The organism is Microbacterium sp. ARD31 (assembly GCF_031844425.1).
This window is the reverse complement of the sequence record NZ_JAUZVE010000001.1, coordinates 739,350-753,395: the sequence shown is the minus strand read 5'-3', so window position 1 is coordinate 753,395 and position 14,046 is coordinate 739,350. Positions and strand designations below refer to the sequence as shown.

Sequence of the window (14,046 nt, the reverse complement as noted above, 5' to 3'; positions counted from 1 at the left end):
CGCCCCTGCTCACCGCGATCGGCGGGCCGGAGTAGCGTAGCCGTGTGACCCGCGCCTCCTCGACTCAAGGACGGGGTCTGCTGTACCGCCTGTACAGCTCGAGGCTGCGTCGGGAGATCGACGCGGGCACCGTGCCGCATCACGTCGCGATGATGATCGACGGCAACCGTCGGTGGGCGCGTCAGCTCGGGTACACCACCGTCTCGCACGGCCATCGCGCGGGCGCCGCCAAGATGCACGAGTTCCTCCGCTGGTGCGACGAGCTCGGCATCCAGGTCGTCTCGCTGTACCTGCTCTCCACCGACAACCTCGTCAAGCGGGATTCGCAGGAGCTCACCGATCTGATCGAGATCATCGCGGACCTCGCCGAGACGCTCTCGCACGAGCCGGGCTGGCGGGTCAAGCACGTCGGGCGCGCCGAGGTGCTGCCGCCCGTACTGGCGGACGGTCTCCGGACGGCGGAGGAGCGCACCCGCGAGAACACCGGCCTGCACGTCAACCTCGCCGTCGGGTACGGCGGGCGCGGCGAGATCGTGGATGCCGTCCGCAGCATCATCTCGAAGCATCAGGAGAAGGGCGGCTCCCTCGAGGAGCTCGCTGAGAGCCTGACGCCCGAACAGATCGGCGAGCACCTCTACACCGGCGGGCAGCCCGATCCCGATCTCGTCATCCGGACCTCCGGCGAGCAGCGGCTCAGCGACTTCCTGCTCTGGCAGTCGGCGCACAGCGAGTTCTACTTCGTCGAAGCCCTGGGACCTGACCTCCGCGAGGTCGACTTCCTGCGCGCGATCCGCGACTTCGGCGACCGCGATCGGCGCTTCGGCAGCTGAGACGCGCCCCCGGCATCCGTGGGAAAATCGGTCGGTGAGCGATCTCGAGTCCTACCTGGCCGGTTTCGACGTCGAACCCGGCTACCTCAACTGGGCCTCCTTCGGGCCCCTGTCGACCGCGGTCCGGCAGGAAGCGCGTGCGGACGAGGAAGCCTCGGCCACCGGCCGTCCCTCCGGCATCGACCTCATCGCCGGCCATGTCGACGAGGCCCGCGCGCTCGTGGCCGAGGTGCTCGCGGCGGACGTCGATGAGGTCACCCTCGTGCCGTCCACGACGGACGCCCTGTTCCACGCGCTGTTCGGCCTGTCGGGGACGGTCGTCCTCTCGCCGAACGAGTACCCGTCGATCCCCGTCGCGGCCCGCCGCGCCGCCGACATCCGGGGCGCCCTCACGGTCCGCGAGCTCGATCCCGCGATCGCGAGCGTGACCCCCGACGCCGTGCGCGACGCGCTCACCGACGAGGTCACGGCGGTGGCCGTCAGCCTCGTCGACTACCGGACCGGGTACCTCACCGACCTGCCCGCTCTGAGGGAGGTCGTGGGCGACCGACTGCTCATCGTCGACGCGATCCAGGGGTTCGGCGTCGTCGACGTCGACTGGGCGGCGGCCGACGTCGTCGCCGGGCACGGGTACAAGTGGGTCCGCGCGGGTCGCGGGACGGGCTTCGCGCGGTTCTCGGCCCGCGCCCGGGAACGCATCGCCCCGGTGCTCGCGGGTGTCGCCGGCACCGACGCGGAACTCGGCGACCTCGAGGTGGGTCCGCCCAGGGCGGGCGCCGCCGCCTACGCCGTCTCGCGTCCGGACCCGCAGGCGGCGGGTCGCCTGAGCGCCGCCCTGCGCGAGATGACGGATGCCGGCATCCCGGCCGTCGCGGGGCTCGTCGCCGAGAACGCGCGACGGGTCATGGCGATCGCGGACGCGCACGGCATCCCGGTCCTCACCGATCGCGACCGGCACGCCGGGATCGTGGCGTTGGCCCCCGAGCCGGGGCGCGCGGGGGTCATCGCCGCCGAACTTGCCAACGCGGGTGTCATCGCGACCGTGCGGGACGGGCTCATCCGGGTCTCCCCGCATGCCGGCACCTCCGACGCCGCCTTCGACCTCCTCGAGGGCGCTCTCGCCGCCTCCCAGTCGGGTCCGATCGTCTCCCCGCCCGCCGCCGTGCTGCCGCTGCTCGGCTGACACGGAGAGTTCACGCATCCGACACATCCGGCGGCGTGTCGCGGCGCCGCCGTGTCGCTCGGGGCGCCTACGTTCATCCCAACGGGCAAAGCGCCTGTTCGAGTCGGCCTCTCACGACTCGTGACCCCAGGTCGACTCGTGACTGCCGGGTGGGTTCCACCCGGGGCGGGAGTGGGTTGTGGCCACACGAGCACCTGAGAAGCAGCAGCACCAGGACGGGACCGCGGACCCGGCCCAGGACCAGGATCTTCGCACGTACGTGCTGGACACCTCCGTCCTGCTGAGCGATCCGCGCGCGCTGTTCCGCTTCGCCGAGCATTCCGTCGTGCTGCCGGTCGTCGTCGTCACGGAGCTCGAGCGCAAGCGTCACGATCCCGAGATCGGCTACTTCGCCCGCCAGGCTCTCCGCCACCTCGACGAGTTGCGGGTCGAACACGGCCGACTCGACTTCCCCGTGCCGGTCGGCGCCGGCGGGACGCTCCGCGTGGAGCTCACGAACACCGACCCCACCGTCCTCCCCGCGGGGATGCGGCTGGGCGACAACGACACCCGCATCCTCTCCGTCGCGATGCACCTGAGCCAGGAGGGTCAGGCGGTCACGGTCGTCTCGAAGGACCTCCCGATGCGGGTGAAGGCCGCCTCGCTCGGTCTGCACGCCGAGGAGTACCTGGCCGAACAGGCCGTCGACTCGGGATGGACCGGTATCGCCTCGATCGACCTGTCGGGCGACGAGGTCAGCGACCTCTACGACAGCGAGGTGGGTGTCAGCGAGGACGTTCGCGGGCTCCCCGTCAACACCGGTCTCGTCATCCACTCCGAGCGCGGCTCCGCCCTCGGCCGGGTCACCGGCGACGGCTCCTACCGCCTCGTTCGGGGGGATCGCGACGTCTTCGGCTTGCACGGGCGTTCCGCCGAGCAGCGCATCGCGATCGACCTCCTGCTCGACCCGGAGGTCGGCATCGTCTCGCTGGGCGGCCGAGCGGGTACCGGCAAGTCGGCCCTCGCGCTGTGCGCGGGACTGGAATCGGTGCTCGAGAAGCAGCAGCAGAAGAAGATCATCGTCTTCCGGCCGCTGTTCGCGGTGGGCGGTCAGGAGCTCGGTTACCTGCCCGGCGACCAGCAGGAGAAGATGAACCCGTGGGGGCAGGCGGTGTTCGACACCCTCGGGTCCGTCGTCACCGGCAACGTCCTCGAAGAGGTGGTGGCGCGGGGGATGCTCGAGGTCATGCCGCTCACGCACATCCGCGGTCGGTCGCTCCACGATGCGTTCGTCATCGTCGACGAGGCCCAGTCGCTCGAGCGCAACGTCCTGCTGACGGTCCTCAGCCGCATCGGCCAGAACTCGCGCGTTGTCCTCACCCACGACGTGGGGCAGCGCGACAACCTGCGGGTCGGCCGTCACGACGGCATCGCGTCGGTCATCGAGACCCTCAAGGGCCACGACCTGTTCGGCCACGTGACCCTCGTGCGGTCGGAGCGCTCGGCGATCGCCGCACTCGTCACCGACCTGTTGGAGGCCGGCGAGCTGAGCTGACCCCGTCCGTACCGGCGACGCCCCCGACAGATCGGCCGGGGGCGTCGCCGTGTCCGTCGCTCACTCCCAGCGGTAGCCCTCGCCCCGGACCGTCACGATGTGGTCGGCGCCGAGCTTCGCACGGAGGTAGCGCACGTAGACGTCGACGACGTTCGAACCCGGGTCGAAGTCGAGACCCCAGACACGGCTCAGCAGCACCTCGCGCGTGAGAACGTCGCCGGGGTTGCGCAGGAACTGCTCGGCGAGGGCGAACTCGCGGGACGACAGCTCGACGTCCCGTCCGTCGACGGTGGCCCGCCGGCCGAGGATGTCGAGCATCACGCCGCCGCGCGTCAGGGTGGTCGGCGCGCTCGCGGCGCTGTCGCGCAGGCGCGAGCGGACGCGCGCCATGAGCTCGGCGACCGCGAACGGCTTGGGGACGTAGTCGCTGGCCCCGGCATCCAACCCCTCGATCGTGTCGCTCGTGCCGCTGCGGGCCGTCAGCATGATCACCGGTGTCGTGTCGCCCGAGCCGCGCAGCTCGCGGAGGACGTCGAACCCGTCCATCGTCGGCAGTCCGACGTCGAGGACGATGAGGTCGACCTCGCCCGCCAGCGCGATCTCGAGGGCTTCGGGGCCGTCGTCGGCTCCCACGGCCTCGTAGCCCTCGGCGTGCACGGCGCGCGAGACGAGCGAGACGATGTGCGGTTCGTCGTCGACGATCAGGATGCGGGTCATTCAGTGGCCTCTCGCTGCAGGAGGACGTCGCCGGCGCGGATCGGGGACGGCAGGGCGCCCCGGGTGCCGGTCGGGATCTCCAGGGTGAACGTAGCACCGCCGCCGGGGGTGTCCGCCACGGCGCAGTGCCCGCCGTGCGCCTTCGCGATCGCATCGACGATCGCGAGTCCCAGTCCGGAACCGCCGACGTGGCGCTTGCCGGTGCCGCGGTCGAAGCGGCGGAAGATGCGGTGACGGACGGCCGGGGGGATGCCGGGGCCGTGATCGCGCACCCAGAGCTGCGCGCCGCCGGCGTGAACGGCGCTGCCGATCTCGATCGCGGTGCCGGCGGGGGAGTACTTGGTCGCGTTGTCGGCCAGCTGCAGCCACGCCTGCAGCAGGCGGTCGCCGTCGGCGCGGATGACCCCGTCCGCGCACTGCTCGACGCGCCACGCGTGATCGCCGATGACCCCGACCATCTCGAAGACCCGCTGCGTGAGGGCGGCCAGGTCGACGTCCCCCGTCGACAACTGCCCGCCCTCGACCGCGGCCAGCACGTCGATGTCGCCGATGAGGCGTGTCATGCGATCCAGCTCCGCCATCCCGAGGGAGCGGATCGCCTCGACGTCGTCGGGGTCGGCGGCATCCATCATCTCGAGGTGACCGCGCACGATCGTGATGGGCGTCTTCAGCTCGTGACGCACGTCGTCGAGCAGGCGTCGCTGGTTCTCGAACGCCCCCTCGACCGTGTCACCCGAGGGGAGGGATGCCGCGCCCCGCCGTTCGAGCACGGCCCAGCCCACGACGCCGACGCCCGCAAGGGCGGGGACGGCGGTCGCGCCCCACACGAGCGCGGTCCAGCCGGCTGCCTGCGGGGCGGTGAGCAGGACGACCACGAACGCCGCCGCACCCACGCCGACGAGGCCCGCCGCGGCGACCGCGAGAAGGATCCCGAGTCCCGGCGTGCCCCGTCGCGGTGGTGCGGCGGCGCTGTTCACGCTCCGATTATCAACCAGGGTGGGTCATCGAGAGGAGGTCGAGCTTCTCGTCGAGCTGCTGCTCGGTGAGCTCGCCCCGCTCGACGTACCCGAGCTCGATCACCGCGTCGCGCACCGTGATCCCCTTGGCGACCGAGTGCTTCGCGATCTTCGCGGCAGCCTCGTAGCCGATGAGCTTGTTGAGCGGGGTCACGATCGACGGCGACATGCCGGCGTAGGCCGCTGCGCGCTCCTCGTTCGCCACGAGACCCGACACGGTCTTGTCGGCGAGGACCCGCATCGCGTTGGAGAGCAGTCGGATCGACTCGAGCAGGGCCGTGCCCATGACGGGGATCGCGACGTTCAGTTCGAAGGACCCGGATGCCCCGGCCCAGGCGACCGTCGCATCGTTGCCGATGACGCGGGCGGCGACCATGAGGGTCGCCTCCGGGACGACCGGGTTGACCTTGCCCGGCATGATCGACGAGCCCGGCTGGAGGTCGGGGATGTGGAGCTCGCCGAGACCGGTGTTCGGCCCCGATCCCATCCAGCGGATGTCGTTGTTGATCTTCGTCAGCGAGACGGCGATGGTGCGCAGGGCACCCGAGGCCTCGACGAGCCCGTCGCGGTTGGCCTGCGCCTCGAAGTGGTCCTTCGCCTCGGTGATCGGCAGTTCGGTCTCGGCCGCGAGCAGCGCGATGACCTTCTGCGGGAACCCGAGGGGCGTGTTGATGCCGGTGCCGACGGCGGTGCCGCCGAGCGGGACCTCGCCGACGCGGGGGAGGACCGACTGCACGCGCTCGATGCCGAGACGCATCTGACGCGCGTACCCGCCGAACTCCTGGCCGAGCGTGACCGGGGTGGCGTCCATCAGGTGGGTGCGGCCGCTCTTGACGACGCTCTTCCACGCCTCGGCCTTCTCCTCGAGCGCCACGGCGAGGTGGTCGAGGGCGGGGATGAGGTCGTCGATCAGGGCCTGCGTGACGGCGATGTGGACCGACGTGGGGAACACGTCGTTCGACGACTGCGAGGCGTTGACGTGGTCGTTGGGGTGGACGGGAGCGCCGAGCTTGCGGGTCGCGAGGGTGGCGAGCACCTCGTTCATGTTCATGTTCGAGGAGGTGCCCGAGCCGGTCTGGTACGTGTCCACCGGGAAGTGCTCGTCGTACGCGCCGGTGACGACCTCGTCCGCCGCCCAGGCGATCGCGTCGGCGATGGCGCCGTCGAGGGTGCCGAGCTCCTTGTTGGCGAGCGCGGCCGCCTTCTTGATGCGTGCCAGGGCCGCGATCTGCGTCGACTCGAGGCCGGAGCCCGAGATCGGGAAGTTCTCCACCGCGCGCTGGGTCTGCGCGGCGTAGAGCGCGTCCTTCGGAACACGCACCTCGCCCATCGTGTCGCGCTCGATGCGGTACTCGGTCGGCTCAGTCATGGTCGTTCACGTCCTCGTTTCAGTGACTGTCGTGCGGGGTGTTGAGCTCAGGCGACGTCGCCCACGACGACGTCGGGGATCGCCGTGCCGTCGGCGAGGCGGTAGTTGGCGCCGACGATCGCGACGCGACCCTCCGCGACGGCCTCGCTGATGAGCTCGGACGAGCGCAGGATGCCGGCGACGGTGTCGCGGAGGTGCTCGCGGCCGACCTCTTCGGCATCCACCGTCTGCGCCGTGGCGCCCTCGTGGGCGGTGAGCACGCGTCGGACGGCCGGGACGATGGGGGCCACCTGTCGCCAGATGTTCGCGGGCAGGGCGGGCGCATCCACCGCGGTCGAGTCGATGGCCGCGCGCACGGCGCCGCACTCGTCGTGGCCGAGGACGACGATGAGCGGGACGTTCAGCACGGCGACGGCGTACTCGAGGCTGCCGACGACCGAGTCGGAGACGACCTGGCCGGCGTTGCGGATGACGAACAGGTCGCCGAGGCCCTCGTCGAAGATGATCTCGGCGGCCAGTCGCGAGTCGGAGCAGCCGAACAGGGCAGCGGTCGGACGCTGCGCGTGTGCGAGTTCGTGACGGCGTTCGGCGTCCTGCCGGGGATGCCGCGGCTCACCGGCGACGAATCTCCGGTTGCCCTCCAGCATGGCCGTCCAGACGTCTGCGGGGGTCGTCGTGCTCAACGGAGCTCCTCTCTCAGGGTGCGGATCTGGTCGCCCAGGCTCGCGGCGACGGTCTCGGCGGCGCCGCGGTCCGTGGAGGCGGCCAGGCCGATGACGACGGTGTCGGTGCCCGCCGTGGTGGCGAGGGCGTAGTCGATGGTGTCGACGGCGCTGGGGAGGTCGTAGACGTCCCACTCGATGCCGTCGATCGTGGTCGTCCCGGTCGGGGCGTAGCCGCCCAGCTCCCGCGAGACCCAGCCCTCCGGCGGGGCGAAGGCCTGCGTCACCTCGACGTAGCCGGTCGACGGCGCGTAGACGACGCGCCATTCGCCGCCCTCCACTTTCGCGGAGTTCACGCGCCACTCGTCGGGCGCGGTGGGGACGATCACACCGTGCCCGGCGGTCCGCTCCGCTTCTGCGGCGGCGGCGGGGACGTCGGCCTCGGGGATGTCGGCGGGGGTGCCGCGGGGGACCCCGAGGTAGACGACGGCCATGATGCCGACGCACACGATGAGCGCGGCGATGAGGTTGCGGAAGGTCTTGCTCGAGCGGTAGCGCTCGGAGGCCGCGGCTTTGCGCGCGGCGGTCTCCTCCGGCGTCTCGGGCCGGCCGAGCTCGGCGACGATGCGGGGCCGGGCCATCAGGGCGCCGTTCCGCCGTCGGGACGCGCCTCGTCGAGGCGTCGCTTCGCGCCGAGCAGCCATTCCTCGCAGCGGGCGGCGAGGGCCTCGCCGCGGGTCCAGAGGGCGAGCGACTCCTCGAGGGTGGGGGAGCCCTGCTCCAGCTGTGCGACCACCTGCACGAGTTCGTCGCGGGCCTGCTCGAAGGAGAGGGTCGACACATCCCCGGCGTCGGTCGTCATGGCCTCCATCCTAGATCGCGGGCGACGGGCCTTCCGCCCCGGTCTCCGACACCTCGCCGGACGAGCGCGCCGCGAAGGAGCCGCGACCGACGGTGACGACGACGTCCGTGCCGGCGGGGGCCTGCGCGGCGTCGCGGACGATGGCGCCGCCCGGCAGGTGCGCGATGGCGTACCCGCGGTCGAGGGTCGCGCCCGGAGAGAGGGCGCGCAGCGACGCCCGCAGCTCCGCCGTCGTGCGGGCCGCGGCATCCCATCGCCGTCGCATGACGTCGCGCCCGCGCGACGACAGCGCCACGACCTCTTGGGCTCGACCGGTGAGCATCGACTCCGGGTCGCGCAGCACGGGACGCGAGCGCAGCTGAGCGAGCGCCGCGATGTCGTGCGAGACGCGCTGGGTCAGCCGCGTGCGGGCGCGGCTGCGGAGCTGCTGGACGAGCGCGCGCTGCTCGGACACGTCGGGCACGACGCGCTTGGCCGCGTCGGTCGGGGTCGACGCACGCAGGTCGGCGACCTCGTCGAGGAGCGGATGGTCGTTCTCATGTCCGATCGCCGAGACGACGGGGGTGGATGCTGCGGCCACCGCGCGGACCAGGCGCTCATCGCTGAACCCCAGCAGCGACTGCGGGTCGCCGCCGCCGCGGGCGATGATGATGACGTCGACCTCGGGATCGGCGTCGAGGGTGCGGAGGGCGGCGAGGGTCTCGGGGACGCAGCGGTCGCCCTGGACGGCGGCGTACACGGTGCGGAAGACGACGTGCGGCCAGCGCAGCTCGGCGTTGCGGTGCACGTCCTTCTCGGCGTCGCTGCGCTCGCCCGTGATCAGTCCGATCACGTGGGGGAGGAAGGGGAGGGGCTTCTTGCGTGCGGGATCGAACAGTCCCTCGGCCCGGAGCGTGGCGCGGAGGCGTTCGAGCCGCTCGAGCTGGTCGCCGAGGCCCGTGTGGCGCATCGACGAGACCGTGAAGGTGAAATCTCCGGTCTTCGTGAAGTAGTCCGCCTTGACGCAGGCGATCACGCGGTCGCCGATCTTCAGGTCGTCGGGGGTGCGCTGCAGCGTCGAGGACCACATCCGGAACGAGAGCATGCCGTCGCCGGCGGCATCCTTCAGGCGTCCGAAGACGTGACCACCCCGCAGGTTCCAGGCCGTGATCTCGCCCTCGACCCAGACCGACCCCCACTTCTGGACGAAGTCGCGGATGGTCTCGTTCAGTCGGGAGACCGAGGTCGGCGTGTCGGGGGAGGAGTCCCGCGGGTGCACGGCGTCCGGCGGCGGGACGGCGCCCGGCTCGGTCTGGAAAGTCGTCACGGACACCCATCTTGCTGCACACGTCCCCCACCCAGCCGGGGCTTCGTACAATCGAGGGGTGACCTCACCTGCCGTTTCGCTGCCGATGCCCCGAATCGCGGGAGCCCGCGGGCGGCTCGTCGACCTCCCCGTCCAGGGCTCCAAGCGCGTCCTCCTCGCCGCTCCGCGCGGCTACTGCGCGGGCGTGGACCGCGCCGTCATCGCGGTGGAGAAGGCGCTCGAGCGCTACGGCGCGCCCGTCTACGTGCGCAAGCAGATCGTCCACAACATCCACGTCGTGACCGAACTCGAGTCGATGGGCGCGATCTTCGTCGACGAGGTCGACGAAGTGCCCGAGGGCGCGCACGTCGTCTTCAGCGCGCACGGCGTCTCGCCCGCGGTCGTGAACGCCGCCGCCGACCGTGGACTGCAGGCCATCGATGCGACCTGCCCGCTCGTCACCAAGGTGCACCGCGAGGCCGTGCGGTTCGCACGCGACGACTTCGAGATCCTCCTCATCGGGCACGACGGTCACGAAGAGGTCGAGGGGACCGCCGGTGAGGCGCCCGACCACGTCACCGTCGTGAACTCGCCCGAGGAGGCCGACACCGTCGAGGTGAAGGACCCCGACAGAGTCGTGTGGCTCTCGCAGACGACGCTGTCGGTCGACGAGACGATGGACACGGTCCGCCGCCTCCGCGAGCGGTTCCCCAACCTCCAGGACCCGCCCTCCGACGACATCTGCTACGCGACGCAGAACCGTCAGGTCGCGATCAAGAAGGTCGCGAAGGATGCCGACCTCGTCATCGTCGTGGGCTCGGCCAACTCGTCCAACAGCGTCCGGCTCGTCGAGGTCGCCCTCGAGTACGGCGCGAAGGCGGCGTATCGCGTCGACTACGCCCACGAGATCAAGCAGGAGTGGCTCGACGGCGTCGAGACCGTCGGTGTCACCTCGGGCGCCTCGGTCCCGGAGGTGCTCGTGACCGAGGTCCTCGAGGACCTCGCCGGCGCGGGGTACCGGGATGTCGCCGAGGTGAAGACGGCGGAGGAGGACCTCATGTTCTCGCTGCCGAAGGAACTCCGTCAGGACCGCTCCGGCCGCACCGACGACCGTGCCCTCGGGGGGCGGACCCGCCCGTGAGCGACGACCCCCGACCGCGACCGCAGTACGGGGAGTACGCGACGCCCGAGCAGCAGCGCGCCGCGATCCGGCAGCCGGAGCCGGAACCGGCGGCACCCGTCGACCCGCCGCATCCGCCCACCGCCCCGGCGACGACCGTGGCGGCCCGTCCGACGCGGATGGCGGACCGCATCATCACCGTGGCGCTCCTGGCCTACGGCCTCGTGACCGTCATCGGTGCGATCCCGCAACTCGTGGACTTCACGTCGTTCGCGAAGACTTGGATGGAGGTCGCCGGCGTCAACGGTGAGTTCACCAACACGGCCCAGGGCGCGCTGTGGGGCGGGGTCGGCGCGACCGTCTTCGCGGTGGGCTGGGTTCTCACCGCGGGGTTGTCGTGGTGGTCGCTCGCGAAGGGCCGCGCGAGCTGGTGGATCCCGCTCGTCGGCGCCATCGTCACGTTCGTGATCGTGAGCGTCTGCCTCGTGATCCCGATCTTCGGCGACCCGGGCCTCGTGCGGGGCCTCGCGCTCGGTTCCTAGCACCTGGTAGTTTTACGGCTGCTGCGGGTGTTCCCTCGCGTGCGTCATCTCGGGAGGGGAATCGTGACCGGCACACCCCGGAGGATCGCCTCCACCGCCGTCGCTCTGGCCGCGACGATCGGTCTGCTTCTGGCCGGCGGGCCCGCCACGGCGGCATCCACTCCCGCAGCGACCCCCGCCGCCGCGACCCCCTCGCCGACCGCCGCGGCGCTGACCGCGGGCACGGTGGCCGTCACCGGAACCCCCGCCGTCGGGGCGAAGCTCACGGCGACCGTCGTCGGGTTCGGCCCCGCTCCCGTCACCGTCGCGTACCAGTGGATGCGCGGGGGAGCCGTGCTTCCCGGCGCCACGGGGGCGACGTACACCCCCGCGGCCGCCGATGCCGGCGCGACGCTGTCGGTCCGCGTGACCGTTGCCAAGACCGGGTACACGTCCCTCGTGCGCACGAGCGCGGGGGTGGTCGTGGCGCGCCTTCTGACGCCGCCGTCCGCCGTCACGATCTCGGGCGCGGGCACCGTCGGCGCCACGCTGACGGCGGCCCCCGGCACCTGGGCTCCCGCGGGGACCGCACTCGCGTATCAGTGGCTCCGCGGCGGCGCCCCGATCGCGGGAGCGACGGCGCGCACGTATCGCCTGATCGGAGCGGATGCCGGTACCACCGTCGCGGTGCGCGTCACCGGCACGAAGACGGGCTACACCCCGGCCGTTCGCACGTCCGCCGGGATCGGCGTGCTCGCCCCCTTCACGTCGACACCGAAGCCGACCATCACCGGGACGGCCGCAGCGGGCAGGACGCTGACCGTGAGTCCGGGTTCGTGGCGACCGGCGCCCGACCAGCTTCGGGTGCAGTGGCGGGTCGACGGCGGAGCGATCGAGGGCGCCACCGGGACGAGCTGGGAGGTCCCGACGTGGGCCGCCGGCCGCTCGGTCAGCGTCTCGGTGACCGCCGTCAAGAAGAATCATCGGAGCGTCACGACGACCTCGGCGGGCAAAGCCGTGGCCCTCTCGCTCGGGTCCGTGATGACCCCCGGGACGACCCTCCGTCCGGGCGTGCTGCTCACCTCACCCGACGGTCGCTACACGTTCGGGCTGCGCGGCGACGGCAACGTGGCGCTCACGCGTGACTACGCCCTCGTGAGGAGTGCGCGGACGACCGGCACCTTCGACGCCCGCCTCCTCTTCTCGGGCGACGGGGAGCTGCTCCTGCTCGACGAGCGCGGCGTCTCGGTGTGGTCCTCCCAGACCGCCGGGCTCGAGGCGAGGGCCGCGATCCTCGGCAACGACGGGGTGCTCCGGCTCGTCGACGGCGACGGCGACGACGTTTGGACGAGCGCGGCGATGTCCGCCCAGCCCGACGCGACGGCCGCCGGGCCGTCGGTGCCCGGCCGCTACGGGTGGGCGTACCCGCTGCGCCCCTCGGGTACCTTCACGACCTACTCGGGCCACAGCGGCGACGACATCGCCGCGCCCACCGGGACGCCCGTCTACGCGATGCGGGGCGGGACCGTCTCGGTCCGCGAGGTGTGGATCCGGACCGGCTGCCCCTCCTGGGCGTCCAACACCACGAAGCAGAAAGAGGTCGTCGTGACCTCGACGGTCGACGGGATGCGGCTCGAGCAGGTGTACGCCCACCTCAGCGCCTTCTCGGTGAAGACGGGTCAGACCGTCGCCGCCGGACAGCGGATCGGGTCCGTCGGTTCCACGGGGTGTTCGACCGGCCCCCACCTGCACACCGCCTTCACCGTCGACGGGGTGCGCTACGCCCTGTACCCGCGTGACGTCCTGGGCACCGCCCGGTACTGAGCCCGGCGACACGAAACCCCGGTCCGTGCGGACCGGGGTTTCGTCGTGGGGGCCGCTCTGCTCAGACGCCGAGCGACTTGCCGGCCGAGCCGAGCTGCTGCGTCGCGGCGACGACACGCTCGGCCATCGCGGACTCGGCGACCTTGCCCCAGGCGCGCGGGTCGTACAGCTTCTTGTTGCCGACCTCGCCGTCGAGCTTCAGGACGCCCTCGTAGTTCGACAGCATGTAACCGGCGACCGAGCGCGTGAAGGCGTACTGGGTGTCGGTGTCGATGTTCATCTTCACGACGCCGTTGCTCACCGCGAGGGCGATCTCCTCGTCGGACGAGCCGCTGCCGCCGTGGAAGACGAGGTCGAGCGGCTTCGGGCCGGTGCCGAAGTGCGCGGCGATGCCCTCCTGGATCTCGCCCAGGAGCTCGGGGCGGAGCTTCACGCCGCCCGGCTTGTACACGCCGTGGACGTTGCCGAAGGTCAGCGCCGAGATGTAGCGGCCGTTCTCGCCGAGGCCGAGCGCCTCGACGGCCTTCGTCACGTCGGCGACGGTCGTGTACAGGGCGTCGTTCGAGCCCTCGTGCGCGACACCGTCCTCCTCGCCGCCGACGACGCCGACCTCGATCTCGAGGATGGCGTTGATGTTCTTCATGCGCGGGAGCAGGTCCTGCGCGATCTGGATGTTCTCGTCCAGCGGCACGGCCGATCCGTCCCACATGTGCGACTGGAAGATCGGGTTGCGTCCGGCCTTGACCTCGGCCTCGGAGGCCTCGATGAGGGGGAGGACGAAGCCGGGGAGGGCGTCCTTCGGGCAGTGGTCGGTGTGGAGGGCGACGGTGATCGGGTAGTTCTTCGCGACCTCGGTGACGTACTTGGCGAAGGCCAGGGCGCCGGTGGCGCGGCCCTTGACCGTGTGGCCGGCGAAGTAGTCGGCACCGCCGGTGGTGACCTGGAGGATACCGTCGGAGCCGGCCTCGGTCAGGCCCTGGAGGACCGCGTTGATGGTCTGCGAGCTCGAGACGTTGATCGCGGGGTAGGCGAATCCGCCTGCCTTCGCGCGATCCAGCATGTCGGCGTACTGGTCAGGGGTGGCGACGGGCATGTGAGCTCCTCGGGACGGGGTGTGGATTCA

Annotated in this window: 14 protein-coding genes; 6 read left to right on the top strand and 8 right to left on the bottom strand. The window is 71.5% G+C overall.

Annotated elements, in window-relative coordinates; translation table 11 throughout:
- Positions 1-44 precede the first annotated feature (44 nt).
- The 3 genes from Q9S36_RS03845 to Q9S36_RS03835 all read left to right on the top strand — a co-directional run bounded on the left by Q9S36_RS03845 (position 45) and on the right by Q9S36_RS03835 (position 3,547).
- Positions 45-830, top strand: coding sequence for an isoprenyl transferase (locus tag Q9S36_RS03845; protein WP_217530355.1), 786 nt, complete (start codon positions 45-47; stop codon positions 828-830).
- Positions 831-864: 34 nt separating this feature from the next.
- Entirely contained in the window at positions 865-2,013 is a 1,149-nt protein-coding gene (locus Q9S36_RS03840) for an aminotransferase class V-fold PLP-dependent enzyme (protein WP_311283995.1), read from the top strand.
- 178 nt (positions 2,014-2,191) lie between these two features.
- Positions 2,192-3,547, top strand: a complete 1,356-nt coding sequence (locus tag Q9S36_RS03835) for a PhoH family protein (protein WP_311283994.1) — start codon at positions 2,192-2,194, stop codon at positions 3,545-3,547.
- A 60-nt stretch (positions 3,548-3,607) separates the two neighbouring features.
- Here the strand turns inward: Q9S36_RS03835 and Q9S36_RS03830 are convergent, their stop codons facing one another.
- From Q9S36_RS03830 to xseA, 7 genes are read right to left on the bottom strand one after another with little or no spacing between them, the layout of a single operon-like run.
- Positions 3,608-4,264 (bottom strand): response regulator transcription factor, encoded by a 657-nt coding sequence (locus tag Q9S36_RS03830; RefSeq protein ID WP_253034001.1) that lies wholly within the window; start codon positions 4,262-4,264, stop codon positions 3,608-3,610.
- Complete coding sequence (locus Q9S36_RS03825) at positions 4,261-5,241, bottom strand: HAMP domain-containing sensor histidine kinase (protein ID WP_311283993.1); 981 nt, start codon at positions 5,239-5,241, stop codon at positions 4,261-4,263. The genes Q9S36_RS03830 and Q9S36_RS03825 overlap by 4 nt, the downstream gene beginning before the upstream one ends.
- 10 nt (positions 5,242-5,251) lie before the next feature.
- Entirely contained in the window at positions 5,252-6,649 is a 1,398-nt protein-coding gene (locus tag Q9S36_RS03820) for an aspartate ammonia-lyase (protein WP_253033999.1), read from the bottom strand.
- 47 nt (positions 6,650-6,696) lie between these two features.
- A complete protein-coding gene (locus tag Q9S36_RS03815; protein ID WP_217530567.1) occupies positions 6,697-7,296 on the bottom strand; it encodes a carbonic anhydrase in 600 nt (199 codons plus the stop codon).
- A gap of 32 nt (positions 7,297-7,328) precedes the next feature.
- Positions 7,329-7,952, bottom strand: coding sequence for a DUF4245 family protein (locus tag Q9S36_RS03810; RefSeq protein WP_311283992.1), 624 nt, complete (start codon positions 7,950-7,952; stop codon positions 7,329-7,331).
- On the bottom strand, positions 7,952-8,173 hold the full coding sequence (locus tag Q9S36_RS03805; RefSeq protein WP_064001765.1) for an exodeoxyribonuclease VII small subunit: 222 nt from the start codon (positions 8,171-8,173) through the stop codon (positions 7,952-7,954). Before Q9S36_RS03805 ends, Q9S36_RS03810 begins: the two co-directional genes overlap by 1 nt.
- Before the next feature lie 10 nt (positions 8,174-8,183).
- A complete protein-coding gene (gene xseA, locus Q9S36_RS03800; RefSeq protein WP_311283991.1) occupies positions 8,184-9,479 on the bottom strand; it encodes an exodeoxyribonuclease VII large subunit in 1,296 nt (431 codons plus the stop codon).
- A gap of 85 nt (positions 9,480-9,564) precedes the next feature.
- On the opposite strand from xseA, the gene Q9S36_RS03795 reads away from it, so the two are divergent.
- The 3 genes from Q9S36_RS03795 to Q9S36_RS03785 all read left to right on the top strand — a co-directional run bounded on the left by Q9S36_RS03795 (position 9,565) and on the right by Q9S36_RS03785 (position 12,923).
- Positions 9,565-10,599, top strand: coding sequence for a 4-hydroxy-3-methylbut-2-enyl diphosphate reductase (locus Q9S36_RS03795; protein WP_311284444.1), 1,035 nt, complete (start codon positions 9,565-9,567; stop codon positions 10,597-10,599).
- A complete protein-coding gene (locus Q9S36_RS03790) occupies positions 10,596-11,120 on the top strand; it encodes a DUF6264 family protein (protein WP_311283990.1) in 525 nt (174 codons plus the stop codon). The genes Q9S36_RS03795 and Q9S36_RS03790 overlap by 4 nt, the downstream gene beginning before the upstream one ends.
- A 63-nt stretch (positions 11,121-11,183) precedes the next feature.
- On the top strand, positions 11,184-12,923 hold the full coding sequence (locus tag Q9S36_RS03785; protein ID WP_311283989.1) for a peptidoglycan DD-metalloendopeptidase family protein: 1,740 nt from the start codon (positions 11,184-11,186) through the stop codon (positions 12,921-12,923).
- A 61-nt stretch (positions 12,924-12,984) separates the two neighbouring features.
- Here Q9S36_RS03785 and fbaA read toward each other — a convergent pair whose 3' ends face one another.
- Entirely contained in the window at positions 12,985-14,016 is a 1,032-nt protein-coding gene (gene fbaA / locus Q9S36_RS03780) for a class II fructose-bisphosphate aldolase (RefSeq protein WP_217530338.1), read from the bottom strand.
- Positions 14,017-14,046 lie beyond the last annotated feature (30 nt).